Origin of the sequence: Citrobacter sp. CK194, from assembly GCF_030333395.1 — a bacterium.
GTDB classification, from domain to species: Bacteria; Pseudomonadota; Gammaproteobacteria; order Enterobacterales; family Enterobacteriaceae; genus Citrobacter_B; species Citrobacter_B koseri.
In genome coordinates this window covers 95,356-113,593 of sequence record NZ_JAOWGA010000017.1, presented here as the reverse complement: position 1 = coordinate 113,593, position 18,238 = coordinate 95,356, and the positions used below count along the sequence as shown (strand labels likewise).

17 protein-coding genes are annotated in these 18,238 nt (G+C 54.1%); 11 read left to right on the top strand and 6 right to left on the bottom strand.

From position 1 onward, the window contains the following. Positions 1-123: 123 nt before the first annotated feature. From ydiJ to OGX80_RS08885, 3 genes are all read left to right on the top strand, one after another. Positions 124-3,180, top strand: a complete 3,057-nt coding sequence (gene ydiJ / locus OGX80_RS08895) for a D-2-hydroxyglutarate dehydrogenase YdiJ (protein WP_047457338.1) — start codon at positions 124-126, stop codon at positions 3,178-3,180. Then, positions 3,177-3,587, top strand: a complete 411-nt coding sequence (gene menI, locus OGX80_RS08890; RefSeq protein WP_012132590.1) for a 1,4-dihydroxy-2-naphthoyl-CoA hydrolase — start codon at positions 3,177-3,179, stop codon at positions 3,585-3,587. The genes ydiJ and menI overlap by 4 nt, the downstream gene beginning before the upstream one ends. A gap of 99 nt (positions 3,588-3,686) precedes the next feature. Continuing rightward, complete coding sequence (locus tag OGX80_RS08885) at positions 3,687-3,875, top strand: YdiH family protein (RefSeq protein ID WP_024130379.1); 189 nt, start codon at positions 3,687-3,689, stop codon at positions 3,873-3,875. 91 nt (positions 3,876-3,966) lie between these two features. On the opposite strand, the gene OGX80_RS08880 is transcribed toward OGX80_RS08885, so the two are convergent. Beyond that, positions 3,967-4,818, bottom strand: coding sequence for a Vmh family MBL fold metallo-hydrolase (locus OGX80_RS08880; RefSeq protein WP_012132588.1), 852 nt, complete (start codon positions 4,816-4,818; stop codon positions 3,967-3,969). A 125-nt stretch (positions 4,819-4,943) separates the two neighbouring features. Here OGX80_RS08880 and OGX80_RS08875 point away from each other — a divergent pair, with 125 nt between their 5' ends. The 8 genes from OGX80_RS08875 to ldtE all read left to right on the top strand — a co-directional run bounded on the left by OGX80_RS08875 (position 4,944) and on the right by ldtE (position 13,016). Beyond that, positions 4,944-5,837, top strand: a complete 894-nt coding sequence (locus tag OGX80_RS08875; protein WP_012132587.1) for a LysR family transcriptional regulator — start codon at positions 4,944-4,946, stop codon at positions 5,835-5,837. Between the two features lie 553 nt (positions 5,838-6,390). Further along, positions 6,391-6,759 (top strand): Fe-S cluster assembly scaffold SufA, encoded by a 369-nt coding sequence (gene sufA / locus OGX80_RS08870; RefSeq protein WP_012132586.1) that lies wholly within the window; start codon positions 6,391-6,393, stop codon positions 6,757-6,759. Positions 6,760-6,767: 8 nt separating this feature from the next. Further along, positions 6,768-8,255, top strand: a complete 1,488-nt coding sequence (gene sufB / locus OGX80_RS08865; protein ID WP_012132585.1) for a Fe-S cluster assembly protein SufB — start codon at positions 6,768-6,770, stop codon at positions 8,253-8,255. Between the two features lie 16 nt (positions 8,256-8,271). Then, positions 8,272-9,018: a Fe-S cluster assembly ATPase SufC gene (gene sufC / locus OGX80_RS08860; RefSeq protein WP_012132584.1), complete on the top strand. Its 747-nt coding sequence runs from the start codon at positions 8,272-8,274 to the stop codon at positions 9,016-9,018. Further along, entirely contained in the window at positions 8,993-10,264 is a 1,272-nt protein-coding gene (gene sufD / locus OGX80_RS08855; RefSeq protein ID WP_115181692.1) for a Fe-S cluster assembly protein SufD, read from the top strand. Before sufC ends, sufD begins: the two co-directional genes overlap by 26 nt. Further along, complete coding sequence (gene sufS / locus OGX80_RS08850; protein ID WP_012132582.1) at positions 10,261-11,481, top strand: cysteine desulfurase SufS; 1,221 nt, start codon at positions 10,261-10,263, stop codon at positions 11,479-11,481. The genes sufD and sufS overlap by 4 nt, the downstream gene beginning before the upstream one ends. Before the next feature lie 12 nt (positions 11,482-11,493). Beyond that, positions 11,494-11,910, top strand: a complete 417-nt coding sequence (gene sufE, locus OGX80_RS08845) for a cysteine desulfuration protein SufE (protein ID WP_049011812.1) — start codon at positions 11,494-11,496, stop codon at positions 11,908-11,910. A gap of 101 nt (positions 11,911-12,011) precedes the next feature. After that, entirely contained in the window at positions 12,012-13,016 is a 1,005-nt protein-coding gene (ldtE, locus tag OGX80_RS08840) for a L,D-transpeptidase LdtE (RefSeq protein WP_115181691.1), read from the top strand. A 68-nt stretch (positions 13,017-13,084) separates the two neighbouring features. Here ldtE and lpp read toward each other — a convergent pair whose 3' ends face one another. The 5 genes from lpp to OGX80_RS08815 form a co-directional block, all read right to left on the bottom strand. Then, positions 13,085-13,321 carry a murein lipoprotein Lpp gene (gene lpp / locus OGX80_RS08835; protein ID WP_001082307.1) on the bottom strand — a complete coding sequence of 79 codons (237 nt, stop codon included), beginning with the start codon at positions 13,319-13,321 and terminating at the stop codon, positions 13,085-13,087. A 311-nt stretch (positions 13,322-13,632) separates the two neighbouring features. Beyond that, entirely contained in the window at positions 13,633-15,045 is a 1,413-nt protein-coding gene (gene pykF, locus OGX80_RS08830; RefSeq protein WP_012132579.1) for a pyruvate kinase PykF, read from the bottom strand. Between the two features lie 7 nt (positions 15,046-15,052). Then, on the bottom strand, positions 15,053-15,247 hold the full coding sequence (ynhH, locus tag OGX80_RS08825; protein WP_244264181.1) for a protein YnhH: 195 nt from the start codon (positions 15,245-15,247) through the stop codon (positions 15,053-15,055). Positions 15,248-15,421: 174 nt separating this feature from the next. Beyond that, on the bottom strand, positions 15,422-16,567 hold the full coding sequence (locus OGX80_RS08820; RefSeq protein WP_012132577.1) for a trans-sulfuration enzyme family protein: 1,146 nt from the start codon (positions 16,565-16,567) through the stop codon (positions 15,422-15,424). A gap of 9 nt (positions 16,568-16,576) precedes the next feature. Beyond that, positions 16,577-17,947 carry a pyridoxal-phosphate dependent enzyme gene (locus tag OGX80_RS08815; protein ID WP_047457321.1) on the bottom strand — a complete coding sequence of 457 codons (1,371 nt, stop codon included), beginning with the start codon at positions 17,945-17,947 and terminating at the stop codon, positions 16,577-16,579. Positions 17,948-18,238: the final 291 nt, after the last annotated feature.

The window sequence follows — 18,238 nt, the reverse complement described above, 5'->3', positions numbered from 1 at the left end:
TTTTAACAGGCGGATTCTGCCTGTAATTCTGCTGGGCGTGTAAGAAAAAAATGTGATACAACAAACAGAGCAACACGCAAACGATTAAATTCACAATACAGACCGCAGGAAAGGGTCACTATAATGATTCCACAGATTTCTCAGGCACCTGGCGTCGTTCAGCTGGTGCTCAATTTTTTGCAGGCGCTGGAGCAGCAAGGGTTTACCGGCGATACGGCAACGAATTACGCCGATCGTCTGACAATGTCGACAGATAACAGTATCTATCAGCTTCTTCCTGATGCTGTGGTTTTCCCGCGTTCAACGGCGGATGTGGCGCTTATCGCCCGTCTGGCGGCAGAGTCGCGCTTCGCCTCATTGATTTTTACCCCGCGCGGCGGTGGCACCGGCACCAATGGTCAGGCGCTGAACCAGGGCATTATCGTTGATATGTCCCGCTATATGAGCCGCATTATTGAAATTAACCCGGAAGAGGGCTGGGTGCGGGTCGAAGCCGGGGTGATCAAAGATCAACTCAATCAGTATCTGAAGCCGTATGGCTACTTCTTTGCCCCGGAGCTTTCGACCAGCAACCGTGCGACCCTCGGGGGCATGATCAATACCGATGCGTCCGGTCAGGGGTCGTTAGTTTACGGTAAGACATCCGATCATGTGCTGGGCGTTCGCGCGGTATTGCTGGGGGGCGATATTCTGGATACCCAGGCAATGCCGGTCGAACTTGCGGAAACGCTTGGTAAAAGCAACACCGCGATCGGTCGCATCTATAACACCGTATACCAGCGTTGTCGGGAAAACCGACAGCTGATTATTGATAAGTTTCCCAGACTCAACCGCTTCTTAACGGGCTACGACTTACGCCATGTCTTTAACGATGAGATGACGGAGTTCGACTTAACGCGCGTGCTGACCGGTTCTGAAGGCACACTGGCGTTTATCACGGAAGCGCGTCTGGATATTACTCCACTGCCTAAAGTTCGCCGTCTGGTGAACGTCAAATATGACTCTTTTGATTCCGCGTTGCGTAACGCGCCCTTTATGGTCGAGGCGCGGGCGCTCTCGGTGGAAACCGTCGATTCTAAAGTGCTTAATCTGGCGCGGGAGGACATCGTCTGGCATTCCGTCAGTGAGCTGATTACTGATGTGCCTGATAAAGAGATGCTGGGCCTGAACATCGTCGAGTTCGCCGGGGATGACGAAGCGGCTATTGATGCTCAGGTGAGCGCGTTGTGCCAGCGTCTGGATGAGCTGATTGCTCGCCAGGAAGCCGGAGTGATCGGCTGGCAGTTGTGCGCGGAGCTGGCGGGCGTGGAGCGTATCTATGCCATGCGGAAAAAAGCGGTTGGTCTGTTGGGTAATGCCAAAGGCGCGGCCAAACCGATTCCGTTTGCGGAAGATACCTGCGTGCCGCCGGAACATCTGGCCGACTATATTGCTGAATTCCGCGCGCTGCTCGACGGTCATGGCTTAAGTTATGGCATGTTCGGGCATGTTGATGCCGGGGTGCTGCACGTCAGACCCGCGCTGGATATGTGCGATCCGCAACAGGAAATTCTGATGAAGAGTCTTTCCGATGATGTGGTGGCGCTCACCGCGAAATATGGCGGTCTGCTGTGGGGCGAGCACGGTAAAGGTTTTCGCGCTGAATATAGCCCGGCGTTTTTTGGCGAGCAGCTTTATGGCGAACTACGCAAAGTGAAGGCGGCGTTCGACCCGCAAAACCGCCTGAACCCCGGAAAAATTTGTCCGCCGGAAGGCATTGATGCGCCGATGATGAAGGTCGATGCGGTGAAACGCGGTACTTACGATCGGCAGATTCCACTGGCGGTGCGTCAGGTCTGGCGCGGGGCGATGGAGTGTAACGGCAATGGCCTGTGCTTCAACTTTGACGCCAAAAGTCCGATGTGCCCGTCAATGAAAATCAGCCTGAATCGCATTCACTCTCCCAAAGGGCGTGCGACGCTGGTGCGTGAATGGTTGCGCCTGCTGGCCGACCGTGGGGTTGATCCGCTACAGCTGGAAAAAGATCTGCCGGAAAAACGCGCCAGTCTGCGGACGTTAATTGCCCGTACCCGCAACAGCTGGCACGCTCGTAAAGGCGAATATGATTTCTCCCATGAGGTGAAGGAGGCGATGTCGGGTTGCCTGGCGTGCAAAGCCTGCTCGACACAATGTCCGATTAAAATAGACGTGCCGGAGTTCCGCTCACGCTTCCTGGCGCTTTACCACACGCGCTACCTGCGTCCGCTGCGCGATCATATGGTGGCGACGGTCGAAAGCTATGCGCCATTAATGGCGCGGGCGCCGAAAACCTTTAACTTCTTTCTCAATCAGCCGTTGGTGCGAAACCTCGCGAAGAAACATATCGGCATGGTGGATTTGCCGCTACTTTCGACGCCGTCGCTGCAACAGCAAATGGTCGGGCACCGTTCCGCCAATATGACGCTGGAACAGCTTGAACTCCTGAGCCAGGAGCAAAAAGAGCGTACGGTGCTGGTGGTGCAGGACCCGTTTACCAGTTACTACGATGCGCAGGTGGTGGCGGATTTTATCCGGCTGGTGGAAAAGCTCGGCATTCAGCCTGTATTGCTGCCGTTCTCGCCAAATGGCAAGGCCCAGCACATCAAAGGGTTCCTTAACCGATTTGCGAAGACGGCGAAGAAAACGGCCGAATTTCTCAATCGGGTGGCGCAGTTGCGTATCCCGATGGTCGGTGTCGACCCGGCGCTGGTGCTTTGCTATCGTGATGAATACAAACAAACCCTCGGCGAACAGCGTGGTGATTTCCACGTACAGCTGGTGAATGAGTGGCTGCCGACGGTGCTGGCGTCCCGACAGCCTCTTGCCGTGAGCGGTGAGCCCTGGTATTTCTTTGGGCATTGTACCGAAGTGACGGCATTGCCTGGCGCACCGGCGCAGTGGGCGGCCATTTTTGCGCGCTTAGGGGCGAAGCTGGAGAGCGTCAGCGTAGGCTGCTGCGGCATGGCGGGTACTTACGGCCATGAAGTGAAAAATCATGAAAATTCGCTGGGGATCTATGCGCTGTCGTGGCAACAGGCGATGGCGCGACTGCCGCGCAATCGCTGCCTGGCGACCGGTTACTCTTGCCGCAGCCAGGTAAAACGCGTTGAAGGCACCGGGGTTCGCCATCCGTTACAGGCACTACTGGAGATTATTGGATGATCTGGAAACGTAAAGTCACGCTCGAAGCGCTGAACGCTCTGGGCGAAGGGAACATGGTGGGGCTACTGGATATTCGCTTTGAGCATATTAGCGACGATACGCTGGAAGCAACAATGCCGGTGGATAGCCGTACAAAGCAACCTTTTGGTCTGCTACACGGCGGCGCGTCCGTTGTGCTGGCTGAAAGTATCGGCTCGGTTGCGGGCTATCTGTGCACGCAGGGCGAACAGAAAGTCGTGGGGCTGGAGGTGAATGCCAACCACGTTCGCTCAGCGCGCGAAGGGCGCGTCAGAGGGGTGTGCAAAGCGCTGCATACCGGCTCTCGTCATCAGGTCTGGCAGATCGATATTTTTGATGAGCAGGGGCGGCTGTGCTGTTCTTCACGTCTGACAACCGCCGTTGTGTGACATTGTCACAAAATATCTTTATCGCAGACTGCTTTTGGTCAAAATGTGTGCAGAAAAAAGTGTTATACTGTGCACGTTTTGAACATAAGCGAGGATGATATGTCTACCGATTTAGACCCAACCCAACTGGCAATTGAATTTTTACGCCGTGATAAAACCGAGCTTTCTCCAGCCCAGTATTTGAAGCGCTTAAAACAATTAGAGCTGGAATTTGCCGATTTACTCACGCTCTCTTCCTCTGAGCTAAAAGAAGAGATTTACTTTGCCTGGCGTCTGGGCGTTCATTGATTCCGCACTGTTTTATCGCTCGGTGAATTAACACTAACAGAAAACCCCGACACGCTCTGCCGGGGTTATTTTTTGGGCTATGAGCGGCGGTTTACCACTTCATTTCACCGGTATTCACTTTCGCACTCAGCGTCAGGGAACTTTCGTCAGCGAGGCCAGGCCAGGCGGCGGTCATCGTTTTGATGACATACTCTGACCCTTTTTTCGCCTCAAGCGCTTGCTCAAAGGATTGCAGGTAATCCTGCGTGAAGCGTATAGCGGCGTCGCCTGCTGGACGTTCACCGATATAGTGACCCGGAATCACCTGGGTCGGCTGCAAACTGTGCATCTCTGTCAACACATGACGCCAGGCCGCACGCTGCTCAGGAGACTGGGTATCCGCCGTCCAGACATGGATACCGGATGCGATTCCCGTTCCGCCAAGTATTGCGCGGTTAGCCGGGACCCAGACGTAAGCGGCGTAATCGTTCGGGTGGCGCAGTTCCAGCGTTTCCCCATCAATCGTAAATTGTGTCTCGGTGGTTGCCTGCGGGATGGTGAGCGCCGCTGGCGCGCCATCTTTCATTTGCGGGCCCCAGTATTGCAGTTTGGCGTCTTTCGTTGCGCGAATGTGTTCCACCACATGCGGCGTCGCCAGAACTTTCACGTTCGGGAAGGCTTTTACAATCGGTTCCAGACCAAAATAGAAATCTGGATCGCCGGAGGTAATCACGATGGCTTTCAGCGATTTGCCGCTCTTTTTAATCATTTCGACCAGCTTTTCCCCGTCTTTGGTACTGAACTGTGCGTCGAATAAAATGGCTTCTTTAGGGCCAGAGACCAGCGTGGAAGAGACCGGGAAAATCGCGTTTTCCTGCGGATTATAGACGTCGAGTTGCAGCGGGGCGGCGAACAATGGCGCGCTAGTCAGCGACAGCAGAAGTGCCAGCGTTTTGATTTTCATTCTGAGTGACCTTATCGGCAGATGATGTTGATTTATTTACGTGGCTTATTTTAAGCAAATCTCGATCTGTTAAAATTCCTCTATCAGGACATGCTGAGTTTCATAAAACGATCGGATGGAAGGTTATGGACAGAGTGATGGCGGCAACGGTGTTTAACCATATCTGCGATTTGGGTAGCCTGAGCGCGGCTGCGCGCGCATTAGGGATCTCCAGGCCGATGGTGAGCCGTTATCTGGATGAAATGGAGAAATGGGCCGGAGCCAGACTTATTCATCGTTCGTCGCGCCGCCTGACGATCACGCCTGCCGGAGAAGACGCGTTGATGAAAACGCGAACGCTGGCGCGGCTTTCCCTGGATATTGCGGGGGCGACCGGGCGAGAGGTGCCGTCCGGCACGTTGCGCGTCGCCTGCGCCCATTTCACCGCGATGCATATTCTTGCCCCGATGCTGCCCGCTTTTTTAGCGCGTTATCCTGAATTGCGCATTGAAGTGGAGATTAATAATCAGCCTGTCAGTTTAGTGGGGGAGCGTATTGATGTGGCGATACGCATTACCGATAACCCTGAGCCAGGGACAATTGCGCGTCGGCTTGGTGACTGTGAGTCTGTGCTCTGCGCGTCTCCTGACTATCTGCATCGCTATGGCACACCGCAGACGCCGGAGGCGCTGGCGCAACACAATTGCCTCTATTACAGCGGATTTGCTGGAAAATCCTGGCATTTTCTGGATGAGCAGGGAGAACCTATCTCCGTTGCGATCAAGGGCAACCTGAGCGCCGGAATCTCTTCGCTTTTGTGTGAAGCGGCGCTGGCAGGGATGGGGATTGCGCTGGTGCCGGAAAAAGAGGCGCGAGAGGGGCTGGCGCAGGAGAAACTGGTTCGTTTGTTGCCCCATCTACAACCGCGGCAATTGGCCGTATACGGGTTATACCTTTCCCGTGAGCATCAGCCCGCCGCGCTACGCCTGTTTCTTGAGGCGGTGCAGGGCGCGATGCGCGACGGTGAAGCCTGTTCCTGACGCAGCATAAGGCGTATAAAAATTGTGCAGAAAGCAAGATCTGTTAAATACGCGATGCAAACTTATGAGAATATTCTTACACCCCTTCAAGAGCTAAGCCTGAAATGAGTGCCGGAGATAAGCGCCGGGTGGGGCAACGAACGATCGGTGTTATGCATACAACACCGATCGTTCGTTGTTAATTACTCCGTTCTTTCTTTTTCACGTTAGTGGATTTGTTAATCCGACGGCTGTTTGAGCTATTGTTTAGCACCGTCATCGTCCGCTTTTGATCCCCATTTTTATTGATAACCCTATCTCAAAAATAGGCATTTTCGATACATATTTAATTTTTTAACCTGCCGCGCTGTTTACTCTTCTTAAATGCTTTATCTATCAATGTATTGAATAAAATAATCCATCACTGATAACCCTCGTAACAAGGTCTATGCTTAGTAAAAGTGGTCAAAAAGGGCGGTTAACCCGAATGACCCTTCTGTCAGAGGGTTGAAGTGATAATCATTATCACTAACATGGTGTTATGCCCTGGTGGCTCATTACACGAGGTGGACCTATGGAATTGCATTCAGGAACATTTAATCCAGACGATTTTGCATGGCGTGGCCTGACGCTAACGCCTGAGGCGGCGGCGCATATTCGTGACCTGGTCGCGAAGCAACCCGGTATGCTTGGCGTACGTTTAGGCGTGAAGCAGACGGGGTGCGCGGGATTTGGTTACGTGCTGGATACCGTCAGCGAGCCGGAAAAGGACGATCTGTTGTTTGAAACGGAGGGCGCGAGGTTGTACGTGCCGCTTCAGGCCATGCCGTTTATTGACGGGACAGAGGTCGATTATGTGCGCGAAGGATTAAACCAGTTATTTAAATTTCATAACCCGAAAGCCCAGAACGAATGCGGCTGTGGCGAAAGCTTCGGGGTATAGGCGGTACTATGTCTCGTAATACTGAAGCAACTGACGATGTCAAAACCTGGACCGGTGGTCCACTGAATTATAAAGAAGGCTTCTTCACCCAGTTACAGACTGACGAGCTGGCAAAAGGCATCAGCGAAGAGGTCGTGCGTGCGATTTCCGCCAAGAGAAATGAGCCGGAGTGGATGCTGGAGTTTCGCCTTAATGCGTACAAAGCCTGGCTTGAGATGGAAGAGCCGCACTGGTTGAAAGCGCACTACGATAAGCTGAATTATCAGGATTACAGTTATTACTCTGCGCCATCGTGCGGTAACTGCGATGAGACGTGCGCGTCAGAACCGGGTGCAGTACAGCAAACCGGTGCGAATGCGTTTCTCAGCAAAGAGGTGGAAGACGCCTTCGAACAGCTTGGCGTACCGGTACGTGAGGGTAAAGAGGTGGCGGTGGATGCCATTTTCGACTCCGTTTCCGTTGCCACTACCTACCGGGAAAAGCTGGCGGAACAGGGCATCATCTTCTGTTCGTTTGGCGAGGCGATTCACGATCACCCTGAGCTGGTGAAGAAATATCTGGGCACCGTGGTGCCGGGTAATGACAACTTTTTTGCTGCGCTGAACGCTGCGGTAGCGTCTGACGGCACCTTCATTTATGTGCCGAAAGGCGTTCGTTGCCCGATGGAGCTGTCAACCTATTTCCGAATCAACGCGGAAAAAACAGGGCAGTTCGAACGCACCATTCTGGTGGCGGATGAGGGCAGCTACGTCAGCTACATCGAAGGGTGTTCTGCGCCAGTGCGCGACAGCTACCAGCTGCACGCGGCGGTGGTAGAGGTGATCATCCACAAAGATGCCGAAGTAAAATATTCCACCGTGCAAAACTGGTTCCCCGGCGATAACAACACCGGCGGGATACTGAACTTCGTCACCAAGCGCGCGCTGTGCGAAGGTGAAAACAGCAAGATGTCGTGGACGCAGTCCGAAACGGGGTCGGCCATCACCTGGAAATACCCGAGCTGCATTCTGCGCGGCGATAACTCCATCGGTGAGTTTTACTCTGTGGCGCTGACCAGCGGTCATCAGCAGGCCGACACCGGCACCAAAATGATCCACATCGGTAAGAACACCAAATCAACCATTATTTCAAAAGGGATCTCCGCCGGGAATAGCCAGAACAGCTATCGCGGGCTGGTGAAGATTATGCCGACGGCAACCAACGCCCGTAACTTTACCCAGTGCGACTCAATGCTGATTGGCGCGGACTGCGGCGCGCACACCTTCCCGTATGTCGAGTGTCGTAATAACAGCGCCCAGCTTGAGCACGAGGCGACGACGTCGCGGATCGGTGAAGATCAGCTCTTTTACTGCCTGCAACGCGGCATCAGCGAAGAGGATGCCATCTCGATGATTGTTAATGGCTTCTGTAAAGACGTCTTCTCTGAACTGCCGCTGGAATTTGCCGTTGAAGCGCAAAAATTGCTGGCAATCAGCCTTGAACACAGCGTCGGTTAAGTATTAAGGAAAGCACATGTTAAGCATTAAAGATTTACAGGTCAGTGTGGAAGATAAAGCGATTCTGCGCGGTCTGGACCTCGACGTCAGACCCGGAGAAGTGCATGCCATTATGGGGCCGAATGGTTCCGGGAAGAGTACGCTTTCCGCGACGCTGGCGGGCCGTGAAGATTATGAAGTGGTTGGCGGCTCTGTCGAATTTAAAGGCAAAGATTTACTGGAACTGTCGCCAGAGGATCGGGCGGGCGAAGGCATCTTTATGGCGTTCCAGTATCCGGTAGAAATTCCTGGCGTCAGCAACCAGTTTTTCCTGCAAACAGCGCTGAATGCCGTGCGCAGCTATCGTGGTCAGGAGTCGCTGGATCGTTTTGATTTTCAGGATCTGATGGAAGAGAAAATCGCGCTTTTGAAGATGCCGGAAGATTTGTTGACCCGTTCGGTAAACGTGGGCTTCTCCGGCGGTGAGAAGAAACGTAACGATATTCTGCAAATGGCGGTGCTGGAGCCGGAACTGTGCATTCTTGATGAGTCTGACTCCGGGCTGGATATTGATGCGCTGAAAATTGTCGCGGAAGGCGTCAACTCGCTGCGTGACGGTAAACGTTCGTTCATTATCGTGACGCACTATCAGCGTATTCTGGACTACATCAAACCTGATTACGTCCACGTCCTGTATCAGGGGCGGATTGTGAAGTCCGGCGATTTCACTCTGGTCAAACAACTGGAGGAGCAAGGATATGGCTGGCTTACCGAACAGCAGTAACGCGCTGCAACAATGGCACCATCTGTTTGAGGCGCAGGGCGAATCCCGCTCGGCGCATGCGCAGCAGCATTTACAACAGATGCTGCGCCTGGGGCTGCCGACGCGTAAGCATGAAAACTGGAAATACACGCCGCTGGAAGGGTTGGTCAGTAGCCAGTTTGTCAGCCGTTTTGCCGAGGTTACTCAGGAACAGCGCGACGCACTGGCGCTGGATATCGACGCTGTGCGTCTGGTGTTTGTTGACGGCCAGTTCAGCCCGCAGCTTAGCGACAGCGCTACAGACAGCGGTTTCGACATTGCGATCAACGACGAACGTCAGGCGCTGGCCGCACCGGTTCAGCCGGAGGTTTTCCTGCATCTGACGGAAAGCCTGGCGCAGAGCGTGACGCACATCAGCGTTAAGCGCAACCAGCGGCCCTCTAAGCCGTTGCTGCTGATGCACATTACGCAGGGGCTGGAAGGCGATGAGGTCAACACTGCGCACTACCGCCACCACCTGGAACTGGCGGAAGGGGCAGAGGCGACGGTGATAGAGCACTATGTCAGCCTTAACGCGGCACGGCATTTCACCGGGGCGCGTCTGACCATGAACGTGGCGGCGAATGCGCATCTGCACCACATCAAACTGGCGTTTGAAAACCCGGTGAGCCACCACTTTGCCCATAACGACATTCTGCTGGCGGCGGATGCAAGCGCGCACAGTCACAGTTTCCTGTTGGGCGATGCCGTGCTGCGACATAACACCAGCACCCAGTTAAACGGTGAAAACACCACGCTGCGGATTAACAGCCTGGCGATGCCGGTGAAAAACGAAGTGTGTGATACCCGTACGTGGCTGGAGCACAACAAGGGTTACTGCAACAGCCGTCAGTTGCATAAAACCATTGTCAGCGATAAAGGTCGGGCGGTATTCAATGGCTTGATCAACGTGGCGCAGCACGCCATTAAAACCGACGGACAAATGACCAATAACAATCTGCTGCTCGGTAAACTTGCCGAGGTGGACACCAAACCGCAGCTGGAGATTTACGCCGATGACGTGAAATGCAGCCACGGGGCGACGGTAGGACGGATTGATGACGAGCAGATGTTCTACCTGCGTTCACGCGGGATTGGAGAGCAGGATGCCAGACAGATGATTCTCTACGCGTTTGCCGCTGAGTTGACGGAAGCCCTCGGCGATGACGCGCTTAAACAACAGGTGCTGGCGCGAATAGGGCTTCGCCTGCCGGGAGGCATAGCATGACATTTCCCATCGAAAAAGTGCGGGCTGATTTTCCCGTCCTGACGCGTGAAGTCAACGGGCTGCCGTTGGCGTATCTGGATAGCGCGGCCAGTGCGCAAAAGCCCAACCAGGTGATTGACGCTGAGGCAGAGTTTTACCGTCATGGCTATGCGGCGGTGCACCGGGGCATCCATACGCTGAGCGCGCAGGCTACCGAGAAGATGGAAAATGTGCGTAAACAGGCATCGCTGTTCATTAACGCCCGTTCAGCGGAAGAGCTGGTGTTCGTGCGCGGGACGACAGAGGGCATCAACCTTGTTGCCAACAGCTGGGGGCCGGAGAATGTTCGGGCTGGCGATAACATCATCATCAGCGAGATGGAGCACCACGCCAATATTGTCCCCTGGCAGATGCTGTGCGCGCGTACAGGGGCGGAACTGCGCGTCATTCCGCTCAATACGGACGGCACGTTGCAGCTGGATACGCTCCCGTCGCTGTTTGATGAGCGTACCCGACTGCTGGCTATCGCGCATGTGTCGAACGTGCTGGGAACGGAAAACCCGCTTCCTGAAATGATCGCGCTGGCGCATCAGTATGGCGCGAAAGTGCTGGTTGATGGCGCGCAGGCGGTAATGCACCATGCGGTGGATGTTCAGGCGCTGGATTGTGATTTTTACGTTTTCTCCGGGCATAAGCTGTATGGCCCCACCGGTATCGGCGTGCTGTATGTCCGGGAGGAACTGCTTCAGGATATGCCGCCGTGGGAAGGCGGCGGTTCGATGATTGCGACCGTTAGTCTGACGGAAGGGACGACCTGGACCAAAGCGCCCTGGCGTTTTGAGGCGGGGACGCCGAACACGGGCGGGATTATCGGCCTTGGCGCCGCCATTGAATACGTTTGCGCGTTAGGGCTGGCGGAAATCAGCGAATATGAACAAAACCTGATGCACTATGCGCTGGAACAGCTGGCGGATGTGCCGGAGTTGACGCTATATGGCCCGGCTAACCGGCTGGGGGTCATCGCCTTTAATCTGGGCAAACACCACGCCTATGACGTGGGCAGCTTCCTCGACAATTACGGTATCGCCGTACGAACCGGCCATCACTGCGCAATGCCGCTGATGACGTATTACAACGTTCCCGCCATGTGCCGGGCGTCGATAGCAATGTATAACACCCATGAAGAAGTGGATCGTCTGGCAACCGGGCTAAAACGTATTCATCGCTTACTGGGATAACAGGGAGACGCTATGGCTGCGCTACCAGATAAAGAAAGATTGCTGCGTAATTTTCAGCGTTGCGCCAATTGGGAAGAAAAGTATCTGTACATTATTGAACTGGGGCAGCGTCTGGCGGAATTAAATGAGCAGGATCGTCGCCCGGAAAATAGTATTCAGGGATGTCAGAGTCAGGTATGGATTGTTATGCGTCAGAACGCTGATGGCGTTATTGAATTGCAGGGCGACAGCGATGCAGCAATAGTAAAAGGGTTAATTGCCATCGTCTTCATTTTGTATCATCAGATGACGCCACAGGATATTGTGAATTTTGATGTGCGGCCGTGGTTTGAAAAAATGGCGCTGACGCAACATCTCACGCCCTCCCGTTCACAAGGACTGGAAGCAATGATTCGCGCGATCCGCGCCAGAGCCGCAACTCTTAGCTAAACTGAAAAGACGTAGAACGCCAGATGGCGTACAGCTCTACGTGACTCGTAGGCCGGATAAGGCATTTAACCGCCATCCGGCAAAACGCCAGGGGGGTGGATATGAAACGTGCGTCTCTCATTGCAGTTACACTTTTCGGCGCTTACAGCGCATTTCAGGCGGCCTGGGCAGTGGATTACCCCTTGCCGCCAGCAAACAGTCGCCTTGTCGGGCAGAATCAAACCTATACCGTGCAAGCGGGGGATAAAAACTTACAGGCGATTGCCCGGCGTTTTGATACTGCCGCAATGCTGATCCTGGAGGCAAATAATACCATCGCACCGGTCCCTAAACCGGGGACGCCGATTATCATTCCATCTCAACTGTTATTACCCGATGCGCCGCGTGAAGGCATTATTGTGAACCTGGCGGAGTTACGACTCTATTATTTCCCGCCGGGTGAAAATAGTGTTCAGGTTTACCCTATCGGTATTGGTTTAGAGGGGCTGGAAACGCCGGTAATGGCGACGCGCGTCGGGCAAAAAATCCCGAATCCGACCTGGACGCCGACGGCAGGTATCCGCAAACGCTCGCTTGAACGCGGCATTACGCTGCCGCCGGTGGTGCCCGCCGGGCCAAATAACCCGTTAGGACGCTTCGCCCTGCGCCTGGCATACGGCAACGGTGAGTATCTCATTCACGGCACCAATGCCCCGGACAGCGTCGGGTTACGCGTCAGTTCCGGCTGTATTCGGATGAACGCGCCGGACATTAAAGCGCTGTTTGCGCAGGTCAGAACGGGAACGCCAGTACGGGTGATTAACGAACCGGTGAAATTCGCCGTGGAACCAAATGGAATGCGTTACGTTGAGGTACATCGCCCGCTGTCGCCTGAAGAGGAGCAAAACGTACAGACGATGCCGTATGTGCTGCCAGCAGGCTTTACGCAGTTTAAGGCGACTCAGGAGGTGGATGAACGTCTGGTGGAAAACGCGCTGTATCGCCGGGCGGGATATCCGGTTGCCGTTACATCAGGGCAGGCGCCGATAGCTTCTGGTCGCTCTGTGGTGGAGTCCGCGCAAAACAGCCAACCCGGAAGCGGCGTTGAAACCCGGGCAACGCAGTAGCAGGGAAGGGAAAACACAGGCAAAAAAAATGGCGCACAATGTGCGCCATTTTTATTACACAGGTACTATTACTTACGGTATTTAGTAGCCTGGTTGTCCAGACGCTGGTTAGCGCGAGCTGCGTCGTCTTTAGCAGCCTGAACGTCGGAACGCATTGCGTTCACGTCGTTGCTCAGCTGGTCAACTTTAGCGTTCAGAGTCTGAACGTCAGAAGACAGCTGATCGATTTTAGCGTTGCTGGAGCAACCAGCCAGCAGAGTAGAACCCAGGATTACCGCGCCCAGTACCAGTTTAGTACGATTCATTATTAATACCCTCTAGATTGAGTTAATCTCCATGTAGCGTTACAAGTATTACACAAACTTTTTTAGGTTGAGAATATTTTTTTGACGGGAATGCACTTATTTTTGATCGTTCGCTCAAAGAAGCATCGAATTGAGCTAAAATGGCTAAAAAACCGAGTGAAAACAGAATCCTTCCATCGGATTCGTCTTAGATAATCTGCGATTAGATAGTGAAATCCGATTTGATTTTTTATTAAGAGTGGCTATCGATTAAATAAAAAAAGCGCCGCGAGGGCGCTTTTTATTCAGAAAATTAATTCACACAGGAATTATTACAGGACGTGAACAGATGCGGTGTTGGTCGTGCCGCTCGGTACCAGCGCGCCGGAAACCATGACCACAACGTCGCCTTTCTGGCCCAGACCGCTCTGTAGAGCGACTTCTTTACCCAGACGGTAGAAGTCGTCAGTAGAGTTAATTTCTTTCACCAGCTGCGGCACAATGCCTTTGCTCAGCACCAGCTGACGCGCGGTCACTTCGTTGGTGGTCAGCGCCAGGATAGTGGCGTCCGGGAAGTATTTACGCACTGCGCGAGCAGATTTACCGCCCTGAGTCGCAACGACAATGACCGGCGCTTCCAGTTTTTCGGCAGTTTCAACCGCGCCGCGGCACACCGCTTCGGTGATGCGCAGTTTACGGCTGTCGTTATTGAAGTCCAGACGGCTGGTCATCACGCGGTCAGTACGCTCGCAGATGGTCGCCATGATGGTGACGGCTTCCAGCGGGTATTTTCCTTTTGCGGATTCGCCGGACAGCATCACTGCGTCGGTGCCGTCGAGGATGGCGTTCGCCACGTCGCCAGCTTCTGCGCGGGTCGGACGCGGGTTCTTGATCATGGAATCCAGCATCTGAGTCGCGGTGATAACGACTTTACGTGCGCGGATACATTTTTCGATGATCATCTTCTGCGCGAAGATAACTTCTTCAACCGGGATCTCAACGCCCATGTCGCCACGAGCAACCATGATGCCGTCAGACGCTTCGAGGATCTCATCGAAGTTGTTCAGGCCTTCCTGGTTTTCGATCTTGGAGATGATCTGGATGTTCTCGCCGCCGTGCGCTTTCAGGTGCTCACGGATTTCAACAACGTCAGAACGCTTACGGATAAAGGACGCGGCAACAAAGTCAACGCCTTGTTCGCAGCCGAAGATCAGATCCTGTTTGTCTTTTTCAGCCAGTGCTGGCAGCGCGATGGAAACGCCCGGCAGGTTAACGCCTTTGTTTTCGCCCAGGTCGCCGTTGTTCAGCACTTTACAGATAACCTTGTTACCTTCGATCGCGGTGACTTCCATGCCGATCAGACCATCGTCGACCAGTACGGTGTTGCCTACGGACAGGTCAGAAGTGAAACCTTCGTAAGTGACGGCAACCATTTCGCTGTTGCCGATAACGGATTTGTCCGTTGTGAAAGTGAAGGTCTGGCCCGCTTTCAGGGAGACGTCATTACCACCTTCCAGCTTAATGGTACGGATTTCCGGGCCTTTGGTATCGAGCAGGATTGCGGCTTTTTTACCGGTTTTGCTCATTACGTTGCGCAAATTCTTGATGCGCTGACCGTGTTCTGCATAGTCACCGTGAGAGAAGTTCAGACGCATAACGTTCATGCCTGCGTCCAGCATTTTGGTTAACATCTCTTCAGATTCGGTTTTCGGACCGATGGTGCAAACAATTTTCGTCTTTTTCATGACAGTCTTAGTCTTTAAGTTGAGAAGGATATGGAAATCTGGCTTCAGGGGCGCACGGCCTTGAAGCTAAACCTGTGTTGCGAAAGTGGTGTTGCCTCGCTCTAAGGATAGGTGACATCGAAAGAGCGTGCAGAGGAATGTGTGCTCGTGTTTCAGCCCAACGGGATGGCGTGTTTTTTAGTCGTTGAGTTTTGCAGTCCAATGCGCTGAAACCATTCAAGAGACAATTGGCGCGCATTATACGCTGAAATTTACACAAAAGGAAAATGAAAACAGCGTTTCAAAAAACATCTGTGCAGATTCACAACAAATTGTTATTAAAGCGTTAATTATGATCCTTGCGTTGTGCCGCCCGGGAAAGGGCGGCGTTGCGCAACTACCCGGCGAGCGCCTGAGCTAAATCGTCCTGCAAATCCTGAACATCTTCAATGCCCACTGACAGGCGAATCAACTGTGGGGTGATGCCATTCGCCAGACGCTGCTCAAGCGGAATAGAGGCGTGAGTCATGGTAAACGGCTGGCTGACGAGGCTTTCAACACCGCCCAGGCTTTCCGCCAGGGTGAATAATTTCAGCCGCGTGATAACGTCAGTGGCGCGCTGGTCATCGCCTTTTATGACGATAGAGATCATCCCGCCGAACTGTGACATCTGCTGGCGCGCAAGGGCGTGCTGAGGATGCGACGCCAGCCCCGGATACCAGACGTGTTCTACCGCCGGATGTTTTTCCAGCCATTGCGCCAGCGTCAGCGCATTGCCGCTGTGCCGCTCAATTCGCAGGGCCAGCGTGCGAATACCGCGTAATGTCAGAAAACTGCTAAATGGGTCCAGTACGCCGCCGACGGCGTTTTGCAGATAACCCAACTGTTGTGCGAGCGCCGGGTTGTCCCCGACGACCGCCAGTCCGGCGACGACGTCTGAATGGCCGTTCAGGTATTTCGTCGCGGAATGCACCACGATATCGAACCCCAGATCAAGAGGACGATGGATCAACGGCGAAGCGAAGGTGTTATCGGCCACGCTGATAAGCTGGTGGCGACGCGCGATATCGGCAATGGCCGCCAGATCGGCCAGTTTTAGTAACGGATTTGTCGGCGTTTCTACCCAGATCATGCGGGTATCAGGACGAATCGCGGCTTCAATACCGGCCAGATCGTCAGGTTTTACCCAGCTAACCTGTAGTCCGGCGCTGCGACGACGCACATTTTCAATCAGTCGATAGGTGCCGCCATAGACATCGTCAATCGCCACCAGATGGCTGTCTTTATCGAGAAGTTCAAGCACGGTAGCGATGCCCGCCAGACCGGACGCGAAGGCATAACCTTGCGTACCGCCTTCCAGCTCGGCAATGGCGGTTTCCAGCGCATGGCGCGTCGGGTTGCCGCTGCGTGAATATTCATATCCGGTATGCTGACCCGGCGCGGGTTGCGCAAACGTCGATGTCGCATAAATCGGCGGCATAACGGCGCCGTGCGCGTCAGAAAAGGTTCCGCTATGGACGCTAAGTGTGGAATACGATTTCATGAGAGTTCCTTATTTATCCAGGCGGTTGCGCCAGTGGGTGAGCACATCGCTACGGGTGACCAGACCGAGGAACTGGTCGTTGTCGACAATCACAGCCACCTGGCCGCGATCAAAAATAGGTTTCAGCGCGCTTTCCGGTTCACGTTTATCAAGCCGGACTACCTCGCGCGTCATCGCTTCTTTTACCGGGAGGGAAAAACGCGGGTTATCGCCCTGAATATGCGTAATCAGGTCCCATTCGTCGATAATGCCGATAAGCTGATCCTCCTGAAGAACCGGCAACTGCGAAATATCGTACAGGCGCATACGCGCCAGCACGGTCGCCAGCGTATCGTCCGGCGCGGCGGTTACGGTTGCCCCTTCGTCATGACGTAAGGCGATGAAGTCGCTCAGATCGCCAGCCTGTGGCCGGGTGATGAGCCCTTGCTGGCGCATCCAGTCATCGTTAAACATTTTCGAGAGATACTTATTGCCGCTATCGCAGGCAAAGGTCGCCACGCGCTTTGGCTGCGTCTGCGCCTGGCAGTAGCGCAGGGCGGCGGCGAGCAGCGTACCGGTCGATGAACCGGCAAGGATGCCTTCGGTTCTGAGCAACTCGCGCGCCGTGGCGAAGGCGTCTTTATCGCTGATGCGAAAGGCCTGTGAAACGGATTCGATGTGGGCGAGCGGCGGAATAAAGTCCTCGCCAATCCCTTCAACCAGCCAGGAACCGGCGGTGCCGAATGTGCCTGTCTCGACCTGATCGGCAAGGATTGAACCGGCGGGGTCGGCCAGCACGAACTCCGTGTGCGGGGAGTGTTCGCGAAACCATGCCTGTAAACCGCCCAGCGTGCCGCCGGAACCGACGCCGACCACGATGGCGTCAATGCGGCCATCCATCTGGGCAAACAATTCGGGGGCGGTGGTGGAAGCATGCGCCAGCGGGTTCGCGGCGTTGTTGAACTGATCAATATAGAAGGCGCCGGGCGTCTCCTGCGCCAGACGGCGTGCGTAATCCTGATAATAGGCCGGATGACCTTTGTTGACGTCTGAGCGGGTTAATACCACCTGTGCGCCAAGCGCGCGTAAATGGAAGATCTTCTCACGGCTCATTTTGTCCGGCACGACCAGCGTCAGGGCATAACCTTTTTGCGCGGCGATCAGCGCCAGACCCAGCCCGGTGTTGCCCGCCGTCGCTTCAATAATCGTGCCGCCGGGCTTTAGCAGCCCCTGTCTTTCCGCTTCATTGATCATAGAAAGTGCGACGCGATCTTTAATCGAACCGCCCGGATTCTGGTTCTCCAGTTTCAAAAAGAGTTCGCTTACGCCGCTATTCAGCTTATGCAACTGAAGCAGCGGCGTATTGCCAATCAGTTCTGTTATGGAGTGAAACGTTGTCATGGTGAATATCCGTCAGTGAATAACATGACGAAATAATAGGGTTGCCAAAATGCACGCCTAAAGAATGTTTGTCTGTGAATAAGAACAGAATGGAATATAAAACGCTATTTGGATGGCAGGACGTTTAGCCGTGCAGTCGTCTGGCGGTGTTGATGGCCGAATTACCCTGTTTTTGTCGATTAATTCAACAGTTTACGCTGCTCGCGTTAAGGATAATGCCGCTCCCCGCATAAAGGTTGCCGAAATTGTACTAAAGCCATTTTCCCGCGCTGCGCCTCTCTTATTCCTTGT